This window comes from Porphyromonas sp. COT-108 OH1349 (assembly GCF_000768755.1).
Lineage (GTDB): Bacteria > Bacteroidota > Bacteroidia > Bacteroidales > Porphyromonadaceae > Porphyromonas_A > Porphyromonas_A canoris.
The window spans coordinates 108,586-125,349 of the sequence record NZ_JRAH01000003.1 but is presented as its reverse complement, the minus strand read 5'-3'; the positions used below and the strand labels follow the sequence as shown (position 1 = coordinate 125,349).

Annotated in this window: 13 protein-coding genes and 1 tRNA gene; 8 read left to right on the top strand and 6 right to left on the bottom strand. The window is 46.3% G+C overall.

Features of this window, described 5'->3' with window-relative positions; translation table 11 throughout:
- Positions 1 to 7 precede the first annotated feature (7 nt).
- The 3 genes from JT26_RS00745 to JT26_RS00735 all read right to left on the bottom strand — a co-directional run bounded on the left by JT26_RS00745 (position 8) and on the right by JT26_RS00735 (position 2,156).
- A complete protein-coding gene (locus JT26_RS00745; protein WP_036789922.1) occupies positions 8 to 283 on the bottom strand; it encodes a co-chaperone GroES in 276 nt (91 codons plus the stop codon).
- Positions 284 to 364: 81 nt separating this feature from the next.
- Positions 365 to 1,390, bottom strand: coding sequence for a type I phosphomannose isomerase catalytic subunit (locus JT26_RS00740; protein ID WP_036844726.1), 1,026 nt, complete (start codon positions 1,388 to 1,390; stop codon positions 365 to 367).
- Positions 1,380 to 2,156, bottom strand: coding sequence for an acyl-[acyl-carrier-protein] thioesterase (locus JT26_RS00735; protein WP_160217618.1), 777 nt, complete (start codon positions 2,154 to 2,156; stop codon positions 1,380 to 1,382). Before JT26_RS00735 ends, JT26_RS00740 begins: the two co-directional genes overlap by 11 nt.
- Before the next feature lie 573 nt (positions 2,157 to 2,729).
- Here JT26_RS00735 and pncB point away from each other — a divergent pair.
- The 4 genes from pncB (at position 2,730) to JT26_RS00715 (ending at position 6,773) form a co-directional block, all read left to right on the top strand.
- Positions 2,730 to 3,917: a nicotinate phosphoribosyltransferase gene (gene pncB / locus JT26_RS00730; protein ID WP_036844722.1), complete on the top strand. Its 1,188-nt coding sequence runs from the start codon at positions 2,730 to 2,732 to the stop codon at positions 3,915 to 3,917.
- A 75-nt stretch (positions 3,918 to 3,992) separates the two neighbouring features.
- On the top strand, positions 3,993 to 6,011 hold the full coding sequence (locus JT26_RS00725; protein WP_036844719.1) for an OPT family oligopeptide transporter: 2,019 nt from the start codon (positions 3,993 to 3,995) through the stop codon (positions 6,009 to 6,011).
- A 54-nt stretch (positions 6,012 to 6,065) separates the two neighbouring features.
- Positions 6,066 to 6,566, top strand: a complete 501-nt coding sequence (locus JT26_RS00720; RefSeq protein WP_036844716.1) for a hypothetical protein — start codon at positions 6,066 to 6,068, stop codon at positions 6,564 to 6,566.
- A 122-nt stretch (positions 6,567 to 6,688) separates the two neighbouring features.
- Positions 6,689 to 6,773: transfer RNA gene (locus JT26_RS00715), tRNA-Ser, on the top strand.
- 194 nt (positions 6,774 to 6,967) lie between these two features.
- Here JT26_RS00715 and JT26_RS00710 read toward each other — a convergent pair.
- Both JT26_RS00710 and JT26_RS00705 read right to left on the bottom strand, forming a co-directional pair.
- Entirely contained in the window at positions 6,968 to 7,891 is a 924-nt protein-coding gene (locus JT26_RS00710; protein ID WP_036844713.1) for a 5'-nucleotidase, read from the bottom strand.
- A gap of 4 nt (positions 7,892 to 7,895) precedes the next feature.
- Complete coding sequence (locus JT26_RS00705; RefSeq protein ID WP_036844710.1) at positions 7,896 to 11,690, bottom strand: restriction endonuclease subunit S; 3,795 nt, start codon at positions 11,688 to 11,690, stop codon at positions 7,896 to 7,898.
- A 386-nt stretch (positions 11,691 to 12,076) separates the two neighbouring features.
- Between JT26_RS00705 and JT26_RS00700 the strand changes: the two genes are divergently transcribed.
- The 4 genes from JT26_RS00700 (at position 12,077) to mobV (ending at position 16,047) form a co-directional block, all read left to right on the top strand.
- Positions 12,077 to 12,385, top strand: a complete 309-nt coding sequence (locus JT26_RS00700) for a DUF3853 family protein (protein ID WP_036844708.1) — start codon at positions 12,077 to 12,079, stop codon at positions 12,383 to 12,385.
- On the top strand, positions 12,382 to 13,431 hold the full coding sequence (locus JT26_RS00695; protein WP_036844705.1) for an AAA family ATPase: 1,050 nt from the start codon (positions 12,382 to 12,384) through the stop codon (positions 13,429 to 13,431). The genes JT26_RS00700 and JT26_RS00695 overlap by 4 nt, the downstream gene beginning before the upstream one ends.
- Before the next feature lie 152 nt (positions 13,432 to 13,583).
- On the top strand, positions 13,584 to 14,471 hold the full coding sequence (locus JT26_RS00690; RefSeq protein WP_036844702.1) for a toprim domain-containing protein: 888 nt from the start codon (positions 13,584 to 13,586) through the stop codon (positions 14,469 to 14,471).
- Positions 14,472 to 14,790: 319 nt separating this feature from the next.
- Positions 14,791 to 16,047, top strand: coding sequence for a MobV family relaxase (gene mobV, locus JT26_RS00685; RefSeq protein WP_036844699.1), 1,257 nt, complete (start codon positions 14,791 to 14,793; stop codon positions 16,045 to 16,047).
- 232 nt (positions 16,048 to 16,279) lie between these two features.
- On the opposite strand, the gene JT26_RS00680 is transcribed toward mobV, so the two are convergent.
- Positions 16,280 to 16,753, bottom strand: coding sequence for a phosphohydrolase (locus JT26_RS00680; protein ID WP_200879736.1), 474 nt, complete (start codon positions 16,751 to 16,753; stop codon positions 16,280 to 16,282).
- Positions 16,754 to 16,764: the final 11 nt, after the last annotated feature.

Sequence of the window (16,764 nt, the reverse complement as noted above, 5' to 3'; positions counted from 1 at the left end):
TCTTTCATTACTTCTCTACCACTGCAAGTACATCGGACTGCTTCATGATAAGCAGCTTTTCGCCACCGAACTCGATCTCTGTTCCGGCATACTTTCCATACAGTACTTCATCACCCACAGCCAGTACCATCTCTTCGTCCTTAGTGCCTTGGCCTACGGCTTTCACTACTCCTCTCAGAGGCTTTTCCTTTGCACTGTCCGGAATGATAATGCCTGAAACTGTCTTTTCTTCTTGAGCAGACGGTAGGATCACTACTCTGTCTGCAAGCGGTTTAATGTTCATAGATTTTGAATATTATGTTATTTAAGTTTTATGTCTATCGTCTTACTTCTCCAAATGTATGCCACCGGCTCAAAGCGGAAACTAACATGACGGTTCTGTCAGTCCCCGTGCCACTCCGGGAACAAAGCACTCCATCACTCTTGCTCCTGCCTTCGAGCGAAGTGTCAATGCATGGCAAGATGCCGGAACAAGTATCGTGCTTCCCATCTTGTATGAGCATTTCTGTCCGTCTGCTTCCAGCTCCACATCTCCCTCCACTACCATGCAGACCGTGAAAGAGTCTCTTTCGGCAAGGGAGATATGTATCTCTTCTCCCCGAAGCTGAACGATAGAGGTGATAAAGTATGGCGACTCCACAACCTGCCTATGCTCGGACAGAGCGGGAGACATATCGTATTGCGTGCGATAGTCTGACGATACCGAATAGTCTATGACATCCTTGGCAAGCTCCGTGTGCAACTCTCTCTCGTTCCCGTCCGCATCTTTCCTTTTGTAGTCGTATATCCTGTAAGTGATGTTGCTGTTCTGCTGTATCTCCGCCACCAGACAGCCACTGCAGATGGCATGGATACGTCCGGCAGGAAGGAAGAAAAGGTCTCCCTTGTTTACCCGATAGCTTGCCAACGCATCGGCAATGGAACCATCTTCGGATCTTGCCACAAACTCCGTTTCGGAGATCTTCTCTCTGAAGCCGGTCTTTAGCGTAGCATCCGGAGCAGCATCCACCACATACCACATCTCCGTTTTACCAAAAGAGTGGTGTCTCTGCTGGGCTATCTCATCGTTCGGATGCACCTGTATGCTCAGGTCGGCTGCGGCATCTATGTATTTAATAAGGAGGGGGAAGTTGTCTCCATACCTTTCGTACACCTGCCTGCCCAGCAGTTCCGATCCGTACTCCGAGATCAGATCCGAAAGCAATCGTCCTTTAAGAGATCCTTCGGCTACCACCGAGATACTTCCCGGAATGAGTGAAATCTCCCAGCTCTCCCCTATCTTCTTCTCCGAAGAGGGCAGTCCCTTGAATGGTTCGAGCCTGTGTCCACCCCAGATGATCTCTTTCAGGATGGGAACGAACGTCAGCGGATAAAGTTTATTATTGTTCATGACTCTCTTTTAGCTTTAGTTTGATACAAAAATGGGGTGCTTCTCCCTCTGCGGAAGAGATCATTACGGCATATCCCTGCCCCGATGGAGCATAGTGCGTGATAAGCTCTGCACCGTGGGCTGCCTCTGCTATAAAGTGAATATCCACCTCTTGAACCTCTCGGCGGAGTACTTCGTTCACCGGTAGAGTGTTCATTGCCATCGTTACCCAAATGGCACTGTTCACATGGTTGTTGATGTCCAGATCGGAGTATCGCACCTTATGATCAAGCCCCGCAATCTTACTCTCCTCTTCCTCTCGTCCCCATACGCTCCGTGCCGGCACAGGCATCTCCACCCCTTCCGGTGCAGATACCACCACTTCTTTGGTCAGAATATGGGTGAGCGGGATAGCTCTTCTGGACTGCATATCCATAGCCACCCAGTAGCTCGTTGCGGTACAGATGAGCTTCTCTCCCTGATGCACCATGAAGTTACGAGTAGTCTTCACTGCCCCTACATCTGTCACGAATGTGGTTATTTTGAATGAGGCATCATGGTTTAACGGCTGCTCGAAATGTATGGAAAGGCGATGCAATGCCCAAGTATAACCTTGCTCCTGCAACTTCATCACGCCAAATCCGTAGCGATTGGCATGAAGTCCGGCCGTGTGAATAAGTCTGCTCACCAGCTTGCTCAAGGGAAAGCGACCTGCGGCATCCAGATGAAACGTCCAAAGCTGAAACTCCTCTTGTATGACGTAAGGAGCAATTTCGGTAGAAATCATAAGCGATACTGTTTTTTGATTCTGCTCCGACAAATTTACATAGAAAAGATGTTTCTTCATAATAGAGTCTTTCGCCCTTTTTCGGGCATATTCTTTCGGCTTAACGTGTTTAATTTTTCAATGAACACGTTTACCGATTTCATTAAACACGTTTACCGGATTCGATTAACGTGTTTAGAATTTTTAGCTATAGTACTGACAGATAGCTATTTATGCTTTTCTGCCTCTTTTTTGCTCTTTTTTGCCCTAAAAGTGCATTAGAATTTATTTACAAACAATGGTGTTAAAATTCACCTATATTAATGCGAAAACAGCCCTTGAATCCGACCAAGGAGAGCGTTGATCCGAAATTCGCGATTTCTCATACCGCATTGGCTTCAAGCAGATTAAGGCACATTTCTCCCATTTACCTCTAAAAATCCGCAATGAGATACTCTGCTTCGGAGGGCGAAACCGGGAGACCGTTTTTATATAAAAGCTCCCTGAAAAACCTCTCCCGGAAGAGTGCAGCCGGACAATATCTATTAGACAATAAATAACTATCTTTAGCGATATTATTTCAGATCAACAGAGATGAGCGGTATTATTAAAAGCATTCTGGACACAGACTTGTACAAGTTTACCACAGGGTATGCGTACTCCAAGCTGTTCCCACGCGCAAAAGGAGAGTTTCGTTTTGTGGATAGAGACGAAGTGGTCTATCCCAAAGGATTTGATACACTGGTGAGAGAAGAGATACAGAAGATGTCTCTCCTCTGTCTCACTCCCGAAGAGGAGACTTTCCTCTACAAAATGCTCCCTTATCTGCCTCCGACCTACATAGACTTTCTGAAAGGGTACAGATACAATCCGGAAGAGATAGAGGTCTGGATGGATGAGAAGAATCACCTGCATATCGTAGCCAGCGGACTCCTCTACCGCATCACCATGTGGGAAACGCCCATACTGGCTCTTGTCTCCGAACTCTATTTCAGAGTAACGGGAGCCACTCCGGACTGGGTTCATATTCGGAACGAGACCCGAAGGAAGGCAGAAGAGATAGCCAAACACGAGATACAGACTTCGATATTCGGCATGAGACGCCGGTTCAGCTCCGAAGTGGAAGACAAGGTAACAAGCATCCTGAAAGAGCATGCCGGCAACTATCTCTTCGGTACATCCAATGTCTACTACGCCATGAAGCACAACCTGCGAGTATCGGGTACGCATCCTCACGAGTGGATACAGTTTCACGGAGCGATATTCGGCTACAAGATGGCAAACTACATGGCTATGGAGCACTGGATAGATGTTTATGATGGAGATTTGGGCACAGTCCTCACAGATACCTATACCACCGATGTCTTCATGCGAAACTTCTCGAAAAAACATGCCATGCTCTTCACCTCCATAAGGCACGACAGTGGCGACCCGTTCGGATTCGTGGAAAAAGCGATCTCCAGATACAAAGAGCTTCGTGTGGATCCGCAGATCAAGTATATCGTATTCTCGGACAGCCTCAACATAGAAAAGGCAAAGAAGATCAAAGCATACTGCTCCGGCAGGATAGGTGCCACGTTCGGTATAGGGACGAACCTGACAAATGATGTCGGGAACGGCATCAAACCGCTCAACATAGTGATGAAGCTGTTCCGCTGCCAGATTACCTCCTCTCAACCATGGTATAACTGTGTCAAGCTTTCTGATGTCGATGGAAAGCACACAGGTGACAAACGCGAGATAGAGCTGGCACAACGCACGCTGCTGATAGGCACGCCTTAAGAGCCTTACAGCTAAAGCAAAACAGCCGATACAGGCACCCTCTCTTTTGTATTACCTAATCAAAAACAGATACTTATGAGTAAAACTTCCTCTTCCGACGATCCGATAAAAGGATTACCGGAAAATGCTTTCAGAGAACTCAAGCCGGGAGAAGAGTACGTCCCGGTTGTGCCGGAACACAAGTCTATTCCGGATGTGACGGTTTGGTCTGTACTCTGGGGTGTGCTTATGGCTGTGATATTCAGTGCAGCCGCTGCCTATCTGGGACTAAAGGTAGGACAGGTGTTTGAAGCCGCAATCCCCATTGCCATCATTGCCGCCGGACTGTCGTCTGCAACCAAGAGAAAAAATTCTCTGCACGAGAATGTCATCATTCAATCTATCGGTTCAGCCTCCGGAGTGGTAGTGGCAGGAGCCATCTTTACGCTGCCTGCCATCTACATCTTGCAGGAGAAGTATCCGGAAATGACCGTGAACTTCTTGCAGATCTTTATCTCTTCCCTGCTTGGAGGAGTATTGGGTATCCTGCTTCTGATACCTTTCCGCAAATATTTTGTCAAGGAGATGCACGGGAAATATCCGTTCCCCGAAGCCACTGCTACCTCTCAAGTGCTGATCTCGGCAGAGAAAGGCGGTGCACAAGCCAAGCCTCTTCTTTTGGCAGGTATTATCGGTGGGCTCTACGACTTCCTTGTCTCCACTCTTGGGCTGTGGCACGAAGAGATATCTTCCCGTATGGTGAGCATGGGTAACGCCATAGCGGACAAAGCCAAGCTGATATTCAATATCAATACAGGGGCTGCGGTGCTCGGTCTTGGGTTTATAATAGGTCTGAAGTACTCCTTTATTATATGTGCCGGCTCGTTCCTGATATGGTATATCATCGTTCCGGCCATGTCTCTGATCTATCCGGATACACTCCTTACATTCGGAGACCCGAACATAACCGTGCCGGTAGGAAGTATGTCGCCCGAAGAGATCTTTAAGGTCTATGCCCGAAACATTGGTATAGGGGGTATCGCCACTGCCGGAATCATAGGCATCATAAAAAGTAGAAAGATCATCGTATCTGCTCTCGGACTTGCAGCAAAAGAGATGAAGAGCAAGCCGGAAGCATCTGCCGGTACTGCGGTAGCAGCAGAGAAGAGGATAGATAAGGATATACCGATGAAGATTATTGCATGGGGTACTATTCTGGCTCTTGGTGTTACGGGGATATTCTTCTATCTCGGTGTTGTTCAAAATCTGATGCATGCCGTAGTGGCTCTGCTTTTGGTGGCGGTTATCGCATTCCTGTTCACTACCGTTGCGGCAAATGCAACAGCCATCGTAGGTTCCAATCCGGTATCGGGCATGACCCTTATGACCCTTATCCTGGCTTCTCTTATCTTAGGAGTGGTCGGACTTAAAGGTCCTCACGGCATGGTCTCCGCTCTTATCATCGGAGGTGTAGTGTGTACGGCACTCTCTATGGCGGGCGGATTCATCACCGACCTCAAGGTTGGGTATTGGCTTGGAGTATCTCCAAAGTCGCAAGAGAGTTGGAAATTCTTGGGTACTCTTGTCTCTGCCGCTACGGTAGGAGGGGTTATCATGGTGTTGAACAAGACCTACGGTTTCACCTCCGGTGCTCTTGCGGCTCCTCAAGCCAATGCAATGGCTGCGCTGATAGAACCGATGATGCAAGGAGCTTCGGCGAAGTGGGCGTTATACGGCATCGGAGCCGCTATTGCTCTCGTTCTCAACTTTGCAAAAGTGCCGACACTTCCTTTTGCTTTGGGTATGTTTATTCCGCTCCAACTCAATACTCCTCTGCTTGTAGGCGGTCTTGTGAGCTGGTTTGTAGGTAGCAGAAGCAAAAATAGCGACCTCAACAAGGAGCGTGTAGAGAAAGGAACTCTCATAGCTTCCGGATTCATCGCCGGAGGTGCTCTCATGGGTGTGGTAAGCGCAATACTCAGATACTACGAGGTGAATATCTTCCAAACAGAATGGAATGCCAATCCTTGGTCTCAAGCATTGACCGTACTGATGTACTTTGCCATCATATTCTTCTTCGTGAAGATCTCTCTTAGGGTGAAAAGTAAACACTGATCGATAAATAAGGGCGGATAGATTTTTCTATCCGCCCTTTCTATATAATTATATATGTACATAACCGAAGCAAAACCGGAGCATATCCCCGAAATATTGCGAGTACTGAATGCGGCTCGTATCTTTATGTGTCGGAATGGGAATCCTACTCAATGGGCAGAGGGCTACCCGTCTAAAGCGATGATAGAGGAGGATATCCGTCTGGGAGTAGGGTATGTCATCTTGGAGACAGAGCAGTCGGGGCAGCCCTCCGGATATTTTGTGCTGATGGATGGACCGGATCCGACCTACTCCGAGATATACGATGGGACTTGGTCTTACGATAAACCTTATGGCGTTATTCACCGTCTGGCTTCGGATGGTTCGCTTAGAGGGATTGCCTCTGCCGTTTTTGACTTTGCTGCCTCCCGCTATCTCTATCTCCGCATAGATACACACCGAGACAATGCCGTACTGCAACAGATCTTGAAACAACACCTTTTCGCCTATTGCGGTATCATATATCTGGCAAATGGTTCTCCCCGATTGGCATTCGACAAACTGCTCTCCCCCTAAAAACTACATTCTTCTCATCCGACAAAAGACCTTCTCATGTAATAATACAAAAATATCCCTCTATCTATTGCTTGAATAAAAAATATCCCTTACCTTTGCATCGCAAAAATGGGATAACCATTGGAGAGATGGCAGAGTGGTCGATTGCGGCGGTCTTGAAAACCGTTGAGGTGAGAGCCTCCGGGGGTTCGAATCCCTCTCTCTCCGCAAACAAGGGTGTAAATCAGCAAGTTATGCGATTTACACCCTTTTTTACACCCAAAAACTTACGAGCAATAAAAAACACACCCAAGACCACAATTTGGGTGGAGTGTTTGTTTTGGAGTATTCTATTTCTTCTCACAACCAATTTGCAAGAAATGCTTGCGAGTTGAGTTCAAGACTATCATTTGGACCGATAGCTAAACATTGGCATTTGCTATACCAAAAGGGATGTGTACCCCTGCAATGTCTTTTATATTTTCAAGATGAGTAGTCTGATCATCAAAGAAGATATGAGGCTTTAGAATATTCAGCAATCTTGCTTTCTCTACTCCTCCCATAAAAAAGACCTCATCAACCTCGACCCCTAGACTGAGGAGTGTAAAAACAACTCTCTCATGAGCAGGGGCATTACGAGCTGTAACAATAGCGGTTCTCAACAACCTATTGTAGTTTGGGTTGTTTTGTTGTTTGATACGTTCTAATTTCTGGAATGATGAGACTCTCTTTAGAAGATCTGCAATAGGTCCAGAGCCTAAGGGGTGAGTTCCATACACTTTCTCATACTCTTGATAAGTCTCCAATCCCCGTTCTTTATAGACCTTCTCTGAGCTATCATCTGCTATGACTCCATCAAAGTCAAATGCTAAACAAAGCCCTTCTTCATTCGAATCATGTACCTCTTGTTTCCCTACAACTCCTGCAGTAATTCCATTAGCTAATGCTTCTTTTGCATCTTCTATATTAGTAGTCAAGAAGAGCGTAGAATTGAACGCTGGAAGGTATTGATGATTCGAGCTGCCAGAGGAAAAGCATGCACGAGATATATTTAGTTCGTAATGCTGAATCGAACGAAATGCTCTTAATCCTGTTTCTGGGCTATTTTTAGAAAACAGAATGACCTCTATCGGCTGTTCCTCGGGGAAGGAGGCGTTTAAACTCAAAAGCCTTTTTATAAAAGGATATGCAACGCCTGTTTCTAGCGGAACATCAAGATTCTTCTGCTGATACTCTCGATAAGCTTTTTCTCCGTCTTGCCTGAAGATGGCATCAGACGCTTGCATATCAAAGAGGGCACTCGATGAAACGGCTATGACAAGTTTTTTCTCTATCGGGTATGGCATAATCTTATATCAGATATTTGTTGAGAATGACTACTTTACGAGCAGAACAACTATCCATAATAGCTTGCGCTTCGGCTATTTTATTTTCGTATTCTTTGATTTTTGATACTATCTCGTCTTGGACATCAAGAGATGGCACTGGTATCCTTGTCGCTCCTAAATCCTTATTATAGAGACGAGGTATTGTTCCTCCTGTTGTAGGTTTCCATTTGGTATTCTGGTACACATAATAGAGGTATGAATTTTTGACCTTGCTCTCATCATGGCTTACCCAAACAATATTGGAGTCTTGATAGTATGCAGCCTCCCCCTTATATACGACAGCCTTGCCAATAGTACCTGCTGCAGAAATCAAAACTTCTCCTTTTTGGGGATAAGGATACTTTTGCTTATACTCTTCATAAACAGAAACTGAGATATAGGCATCTGGGATCTTTCCAAAAGTGCCAATTTTGAAAAACGGCACCTCTCCAAAAGGAGACGTTTGTTCTTTGAATATCCTCTTGCACATCTTAACTTCTCCTATATCACTAATAATCAACCATTTACCCCCCTCTATTTTACTATCAATAATCACCTCTAAATCAGTGAATATCTTAGAGATACGCTGACGATAGTCTTCGATAGCCATACGAGAGGTTTCATATTCTGCATCCACCTTAGCACATTCATCTACAATCTGCTGTTGAACCTCGGGAGGGGGAAGGGGGATTGGAAAATCTTTAACGTCATCGGGATAGACATGAGGCTGTGCTGCTCCTCGAGCTAATGAGAATATATCATTCTGCTTTGACTTTAAGTAATTGTATATGTAGAGAGTTGATACGATCTCACCTACATTTATAGTAGTACAATCTGAAGCAAAAATCTTTTCACTCCAATAATTCACATATCCTGCATTTGCACCAGAAGCACTTATTGTTATGGTATGTTCTGGTCTATTGTACTCACTATGAGTATAAGCATAGTCTATTCCACCTGCAACTACTTTATATTCTCCTTCCTTTGCTTTTTTCTTCGTTATAGACGTTCCTTTCCGTATAATAGTAGGAAAGTCTTCTATACGAACAATAGGATACTTACTTGAAATGCTAACCTTATGTTTTGTTTGAGTAATTGATATCCCCATATCAAACTCCGTTCTCTTAAAGTCTATCATTTCCTCCATGCGTATAGTGGAGCAGTAAGAACTTAACTTTTCCGAGACAGGTATAGGCTCTCCCAAGTAGTAGCTTCGCACCAAGGTATTGATGTGGCTCGTGTCGTCTAAGTCTTTGGGGTTAAAGAGTGGTGTTTGGATGCTGTCCAGTCCTTTTCGAGTTAACACCTCGTCTTCGCCCTGCACTGAAGTATTCAAATACTTGATACCTTCATCCCCCTTTCGAGTGCTCCACTCATAACCGAGAAAGCGTTTAATTTCTGCTTTGTCTGTGGGGCTTTTGACAATGAGCGTAGGGAGCGGATTGCTTTTAGCAAGAAGATAATAATAAAGCTTCTCCATCTCAATAGAGCGGATAGACTTTAGAATATATGCTTCGATTTCTTCTTGTTTCTGCTCTGCAGTATATTTCTTCGTGATTTTCTTTTTAGCTATCCTCTTGGCTTCTGCGTCATTAGCATATTTATTTCTATAAGCCTTAAACAGTTCGTGCGCCCAAAGATCTTCTTGTGAAGATGTTTCAAACAAGGAGGTATAAACTCCTCGTTCTATCCCCTGCATCCTGCAATAGTCGTCCAATAGATGCGCATCGGCAAACACTCCGTCTTTACTAAAGTCGCCACGACACCAAGTTTGCACTCGATGGTGGTAATGCTCCGCCATGCGCACTTTATCATTTTTCTTCCGCAGAAATAGAGTAACCGTATTTGTCCCAGTCTTGCCAAATGTGCCACTCCCAAACTCGACGATAGCAACGACATCAAACTCCTGTAAAATAATTTCTCGTGCTCTGGAGTAGATATTTCCATTTGAAAGAACAGAAGAAGGCAGAATAATCCCCGCAACACCTCCTGGTGTTAACAGCTGTGCGGCACGCTCTATGAAGAATACTTCAATAGAATTGTTTGCATTAATATCTGAGACATACTGAGAAAGTTTGAAACTTGCCCGCTCTTCCTCACTGAGCGTTTCTAAAAATCCCTTGACACTATACGGAGGATTGGCTACCAAGACAGAAAAAGACCCTTCTTTTACCTCTGGGTGTGGGCGTAGGGCGTCCTGATAAACGATATTAATTTCATCTTGCCCATACATGAACGCTGAGACTTTAGCGACCTTAGATAGTCGATACTCCTTTTCTACCCCATAAATCTCACAATAATAAGGCTTGGCTTCTTTCCCCGATTTAGTCACAACATTCTTGACTTGCTCGGCATATTCATTTAGGAAATGTCCTGCCCCACAAGCGTAGTCAATAACCCGAGGAACTTGATTAGAATCATTGATAGCCTCCAAAGGCAAAGAAGATATGACAAAGCGTACAATAGGCATTGGGGTGAAGAACTGTCCTTCACTTTGCTTGACACCCTGATCCAAGAATCCCTCAAAAAGATCACCTAAGAATTGATTGGGCTTGTCTGTACGCAAACGCATATCTTGAAGCATGCGTACCACTTCTTTGAGTATCTCTGCATTCTGCCGAAAGAGTATTTGATTATGGACATCTAGAAAGGCAAAATCATTGTTTGTATAAAACTTTAGTTGCTGAAAGTAGTCCAAAATCTTCTCTTTTGTAGCATCGGGGTCATTCTTGAATAAAGAAAAACTATCAGCAATGGTTTTGTTGTCAATATAAGTCACCTCTTCGCCCAAAAACTCCTTCATGCCACGGCTATACATCAGTTGTAAGCGGTCTTGTAGGTTGTAATAGTCGTCATGAGCTGCGCCACGCCAATAGAACTGTAAGCTGTCAGCATGTTGTGCTTCGTCTACAATCTTTGCCAAAAAGAGATTAACGAGTTTGTCAAAAGCGTTTTCTCTTCCCGAAACATTGTGCTTACGCATAATGTTAGCATACTCGTGGTATTTCCTCTGAATTTCTACATCATCGGCATCCCTCAAATCGGCAACAGAAAGCTGTCGTTTACCTATTGTAAAAGGAGAAATCCCGACCTCAAAAATTCCTACCGTGCTATAATCTTTGTCGTAGGTATTCTTCCAAACCTTGAAATACTCTTCCTTTCCTCCTCTCTCCTCTGCAACCTTACTGTACCCCTTGAGTTTGTTGTCTGCTCGCAGATATTCTTCATTATCTTCCATTGAGACAATATAACTCTGATAGATACACTCTTCACCTTGCCAATCTGAAGCATACAAACAAAGTGCTTTGGCTTTGCGATAGCTATTGAAATAATTAAAAAGCTGTCCACCATCTTCTTTCATACGATGCCAAGCCTTTGAAAATTCTTTAGAACTACCATCATCAGCTGTTTTACACTCAATCAGAAGAAACTCATTGCCGTCATTGTCTTTAATGAGAATGTCACAATAGCCACCTGTGTCGGAGTGTCCCCCAGGCATTGGCTTTTCTAGCTCTATCTGATGAGGAGTATAGCCCAAAGAAAGCAATCTGGTGATACATTCTAAGACTACAAAGTTTTCGGGAGATGAAAAGTTTGTAGTCGTTTCTCGGTATGCTTTCAATCCAGATGGATAGATAATGTGTTTTGCTGAAAAATCAACAGAAATCGAGCTATTGACATGAGGGAAATCAATACTCCAAATCTCTTCTTTTTTGCCAGCAGACTTCTTATAACCTATATATCCGAGTAGATCTCGGAGATTATCTATTCTTATCATTCTATCTTATTCGTTCTAGAGTAGCTCGCAAAGTAACCAAGCCACTCGTTATACACTTCAAAGCTGTTACAAAGGTACAAAGTTATGAGCAGAGGGGCGAGGGGATTTCCCTATTTAACACAGAAAAGCAGGAGATGGGGCTCGGAGAGGGCGAAACGTCGCGAGAGACTCGGGGGAGTGATGCTCTGCGAGCCTCTTTTTGTGTGAAAATGTGCGTTGAGGATGGTGAAGTAATGGGTTGTGATTTCCTGCCTTTTCCTTGCATTTCCTGCGACCTCCTTACCATTTCATATACAACAAATTAGCCCATACTTTTGCAGTGTCAGAGCTGACGAATAGCCCGAAGCGCAAGGGCAAAAGTATTCACCATAAAACTGCAATGAAGTATGATTTTAGAAGAACTTTTGGGCAAGCCCGTATGGCAGATGACTGGCGAGGAATTGCTCTTCCTTGCTCGCCACGGATCGCAGCCCAGCAATACTACCACAGAGGCGAGCCCCTCCAAAGAACAAAGACGCTATGTGTATGGACTATCGGGCATAGCTCGACTTTTCGGATGTAGCCTCCCCACCGCCAACCGCATCAAACAGAGTGGCAAGATAGACCGAGCGATCACGCAGGTAGGGCGTAAAATTATCGTGGACGCTGACCTCGCCCTCGAGTTGGCTGGTCGCAAAACAGGAGGACGCAGATGAATACGCCAGACTACGAAAGCATTTGGCAGCAGTCGCTCATTCGGGTGACGGACAAGTTTAGCCTACCGCCCATCGTGCTGCGTGTGGACGATGCCATCATCGGCACGCTGGGAAACTTCAGCGTTTCGACAGGAAAAGCCAAGGCAAAGAAGACGTTCAATGTGAGTGCCTTAGTCGCCTCTGCCCTCGTTGATGGACAGGTATTGGAATATCGGGCGTGCTTTCCCGAGAGCAAGCGCAATATCCTTTACTTCGACACCGAGCAAAGCCCTTACCACTGCCAGCTGGTGATGCAGCGCATTCTAAGGCTGGCAGGGTTGCCGCTCGACCGAGAACCCGAGCGATTGAAATTCAGCCACCTCAGAGCCATCGCCGACCCCAACCAACGCAGAGAGATTATCCGCCATGCCATCTACAATACACCCGATGTGGGCTTGGTCGTCATCGATGGTATCCGTGACCTGATGCTGGACATCAACAACTCCACGGAGGCGACACGCCTTGTGGGCGACTTGATGAAGTGGACAGGCGAGCGAAACATCCATCTGCACACTGTGCTACACCTCAACAAGGGCGACGACAACGCCCGAGGGCATATAGGCACGGAGTTGAACAACAAGGCGGAGTGCGTCTTGCAGGTCACAAAAGATAGCGTCGATGCCGACCGCAGCGTGGTTGCTCCTGCGATTATTCGTTCCAAGCCCTTTGACAAGTTTGCCTTTCGCCTCACGGAGCAAGCCGATGGCATCTGCCTGCCCGAGGTCGATGCAACCTATGTAGAGGACACGAAGACCGTCAAGCATTTCTCCTATCAAGAGCTGACGGATGAGCAGCACCGAGAAGCATTAAAGGACGCCTTCCCTCAGGGTAGTACCCAAAGCTATGGCGACCTAATCCCCCGACTGCGGGCTGCCTATAAGGGTGTCACCGCTCACGAATATGGGCAGACGAAGCTCAAAGAATTGCTCCGCTTCCTTCTGAACAAGCGCATGGTCATCAAAGAAGAGCGTGGCAAATATCGCTTCAATCCAGAGTACCACTACTAATCAGATGCGTGTCATCGGTCGGTCGGACGCAGGTTATATATACCTGAACTAACCGACCAAAGAAGAAACAACATTGGGTCGGACGGTCTGTGTGCCTATAGATTTCGACCGACTGACCAATTCCCAACAATAACCCTCCAAGAAAAAAAGACATGAAAACGATACAAGAAATCAAGCAACTATCTATCGTAGACTACCTCCAGCAGGCTGGACACAAACCCAAACAAATCAAGGGCAATGCCTATTGGTACTGCTCGCCACTAAGGCAGGAGCGCACGCCCTCTTTCAAAGTGAACACCGAACGCAATCAGTGGTACGACTTCGCCACTGGCGAGCATGGCGACATTATCGACCTTGTTTGTGCTTTATACCGCTGCTCAACAGCAGAGGCACTGCAACGTCTCCGAGGAGAGACAGGACTACCCAAGACTGATTTTTCTTTTGGCGGAACAAAAACCTCCGCTCAGCAAGGACTCGAAATTCTTTCGGTGCAATCCATTTCTAACTCGCAGCTACAACGCTACGGCTCGGAGCGCGGCATTTCGCCCTCCCAGTTAGAAAAGTATTGCTCCGAGGTGCGTTATCGTTCAGGCGAACGAACCTATTATGCCCTCGGTTTCCAAAACGATGCAGGGGGCTGGGAGCTACGCAATCCCTACTTCAAGGGTTGCATCGCCCCGAAAGCTATGAGTAGGTTGGGAGCAGGAGCAAAGAGTGTGCAGGTCTTCGAGGGCTTTATGGACTTCCTCTCTTGGCGGACACTGAACCCCAATGAGCCAAGCGACAGCCTGGTGTTAAACTCCTTGGTTCTCCTGCCTCGAGCTTTGCCACAACTGCAAGCATATCCCTGTGTGGAATGTTTCCTCGACAATGACGAGGCAGGAAGAAAGGCTTTGCAGCACCTTCGAGAGGCAGGCATCGAGGTCAAGGATATGAGCCATCTCTATGCCCCGCACAAAGACCTCAACGAGTGGCTCTGTGCTGAGCGCAAGTCGCAAAAGCAGACTCAGACGCCTCGCAAGCGAGGGCTTCGCAGATAGAGCAAATGCACGCAATTCAAATCGAGTATTCATCGGGTAATCCAAAGGTGGCGAAGCAATGACTCGGCTTTGTTTCGGGACTATGGCAGGGCTGATCGCCTGCAAGTTCTCAAAGAGAGAACTTAGAAACAAAGCTGGCAAGCATTCATCGAATGCTTAGACACACTGAATTCAGAGGTAGCAGGCGGAGCGGACATTTCGAGAAATGCCATAGCTCATTAGGGCTTTTTCTTCACACTCCACTCCGTTACCGCTAAAAAAGCCCTCCTGAGCCAAGGGACTTCGCCCCTTTGGATACCCCTAGAACCAATCTTCAACTATGGGCTATGCCGTATTACATATAGATAAGGCGAAAGGCAACGACTCGGGCGTGACCGCTCATATTGAGCGGACATACACCCCGAATAATGTCGATGCCTCTCGCACGCACCTCAATCGAGAACTGGTGCAATTCCCCGAAAATGTCACGAGCCGAACACAGGCTATCGAGCACAGAATAGCGACCGCAGGTATTTACCGCAAGGTTTCTGACAACCAAGTGCGAGCCTTGCGATTTATCCTCTCAGGCTCGCACGAGGATATGCTTCGCATCGAAAAGGAAGGACGCCTCTCCGAATGGTGCGAGGCTTCGATGGATTGGTTACGACAGACCTTCGGAGCGGAGAATGTCGTAGCAGCCACGCTCCACGCAGACGAAGAGACGCCCCACATTCACGCCACCGTTGTGCCAATCGTGCAAGGCGAGCGACGCAAAGCCAAGGACGAAGCCGACAACGGCAAACGCAAATACAAGACCAAGCGAAACAAGGTGCGTCTCTGTGCCGATGATGTGCTTACCCCCAAGAAGCTTGAAGAGTATCAAACGACCTATGCCCAAGCAGTAAAACAATTCGGCTTAGAGCGAGGTCTTCACGGATCGGAAGCCAAGCACCGCACGAACATGGCATATTACAAAGAGCTGGTCAAAGCAACCGAAAACAAGAAAGTAGAGGAAGCTCAGCTCAAAGAGCGTGTTGCCCAACTGGAAAAGAAAGCAGGTAAGCTCCGCATCAAGGACACGCTCTATTCTTTCTTTGGCAACTCTGAACTTGACAAAGCCGAGCAGCGTATCGAAGCCCTCGAGAAGGAGGCGGAACAAGCCCAATACCTCAGCGAAAAAGAAAAGAACGACATCCGCAAGGAGGTTGTCGTTCTGCAAGACAGGCTCAAGGATAAGGACAGAGAGCTGGAGCAACAGCGGAAGGAGCTGAAAGCCTACGAGGAGGAGCGGAGTTTTATTCAGCGATTTATGCCTCCATTCTTTGCCCTTCTTAATGTACGCAGGCTTTTAGCGTTTATGGGCTTCTCGGACGAGCAGATAACACAAATGTATCGCACTGGTGAAGTCGTACGAGCCAAAGCCAAGGTTTATTCCTCAATGTACAAACGCTACTTCGAGGAGGACGACACGATGCTCTGCATTGAGAAAGACCAAAAGCAAAAGCCCTTCCTCTCCATCAACGGCTTATCCGTCCTCGACTGGTGCGAACACAAGTGGCAACAGCTTATCAAACGCAATCGAGGGAAGAGATTGTAAGAAGGAATAGCCCCCTTCCGCACTCAAACAATCCCCTAATCACATATAATTGAAACGCTTATATATGCTCCTTGATGAGATTTTGTCGCAAAAAAGATGCATTTTTGCGACAAAACTCGTCCAGAAAAGAATTAGTTTATCGGCAATAAATGAGAATTATTGCTGATAAACTAATATCTTACAGCCTTCTGTTTTGTTATGTAAATGCAGGTATTTACACAACAAAATGTTGTCAATCGATTTGGCTAAGGTAGGCGTACTCCTGTTTGTATCTTTCTAATCGAAGGTAATCCTTTGCGGTGGGATGAGGCAACCGCTGAATGTCCATATTGTGCCTTAGGTCGTTCATCTTAACTGCTCGGGCTAAAGCGTCAGTTCCTATTTTGTGAATATAGGTTTCTCGGTCGCTGGAGTGATGGTGATTTAGCAATCGGAGAGCTTTCCCTATTTTTTCTTTCTCGGCAAGACCCATGCTTCCTCCTGCCTCTTCCTCCAACAAATCTAACACCTGTTCTACCGTATGAGGAGTATCTTCGCTTACATCGTGCAGATAGCCAACAACCTTTTCTTGCCAAGTATTACCCAGGGATGCCACAAACCCCAAATGACCCTCAAAGTAATCGACTCCAGCTTTGTCTTGTTGTCCTTCGTGTAAACGTTTGGCTACTTTCGCAACAGCCTCAACCCATTTATTCTCGTTGCTCATTATTATCGTTC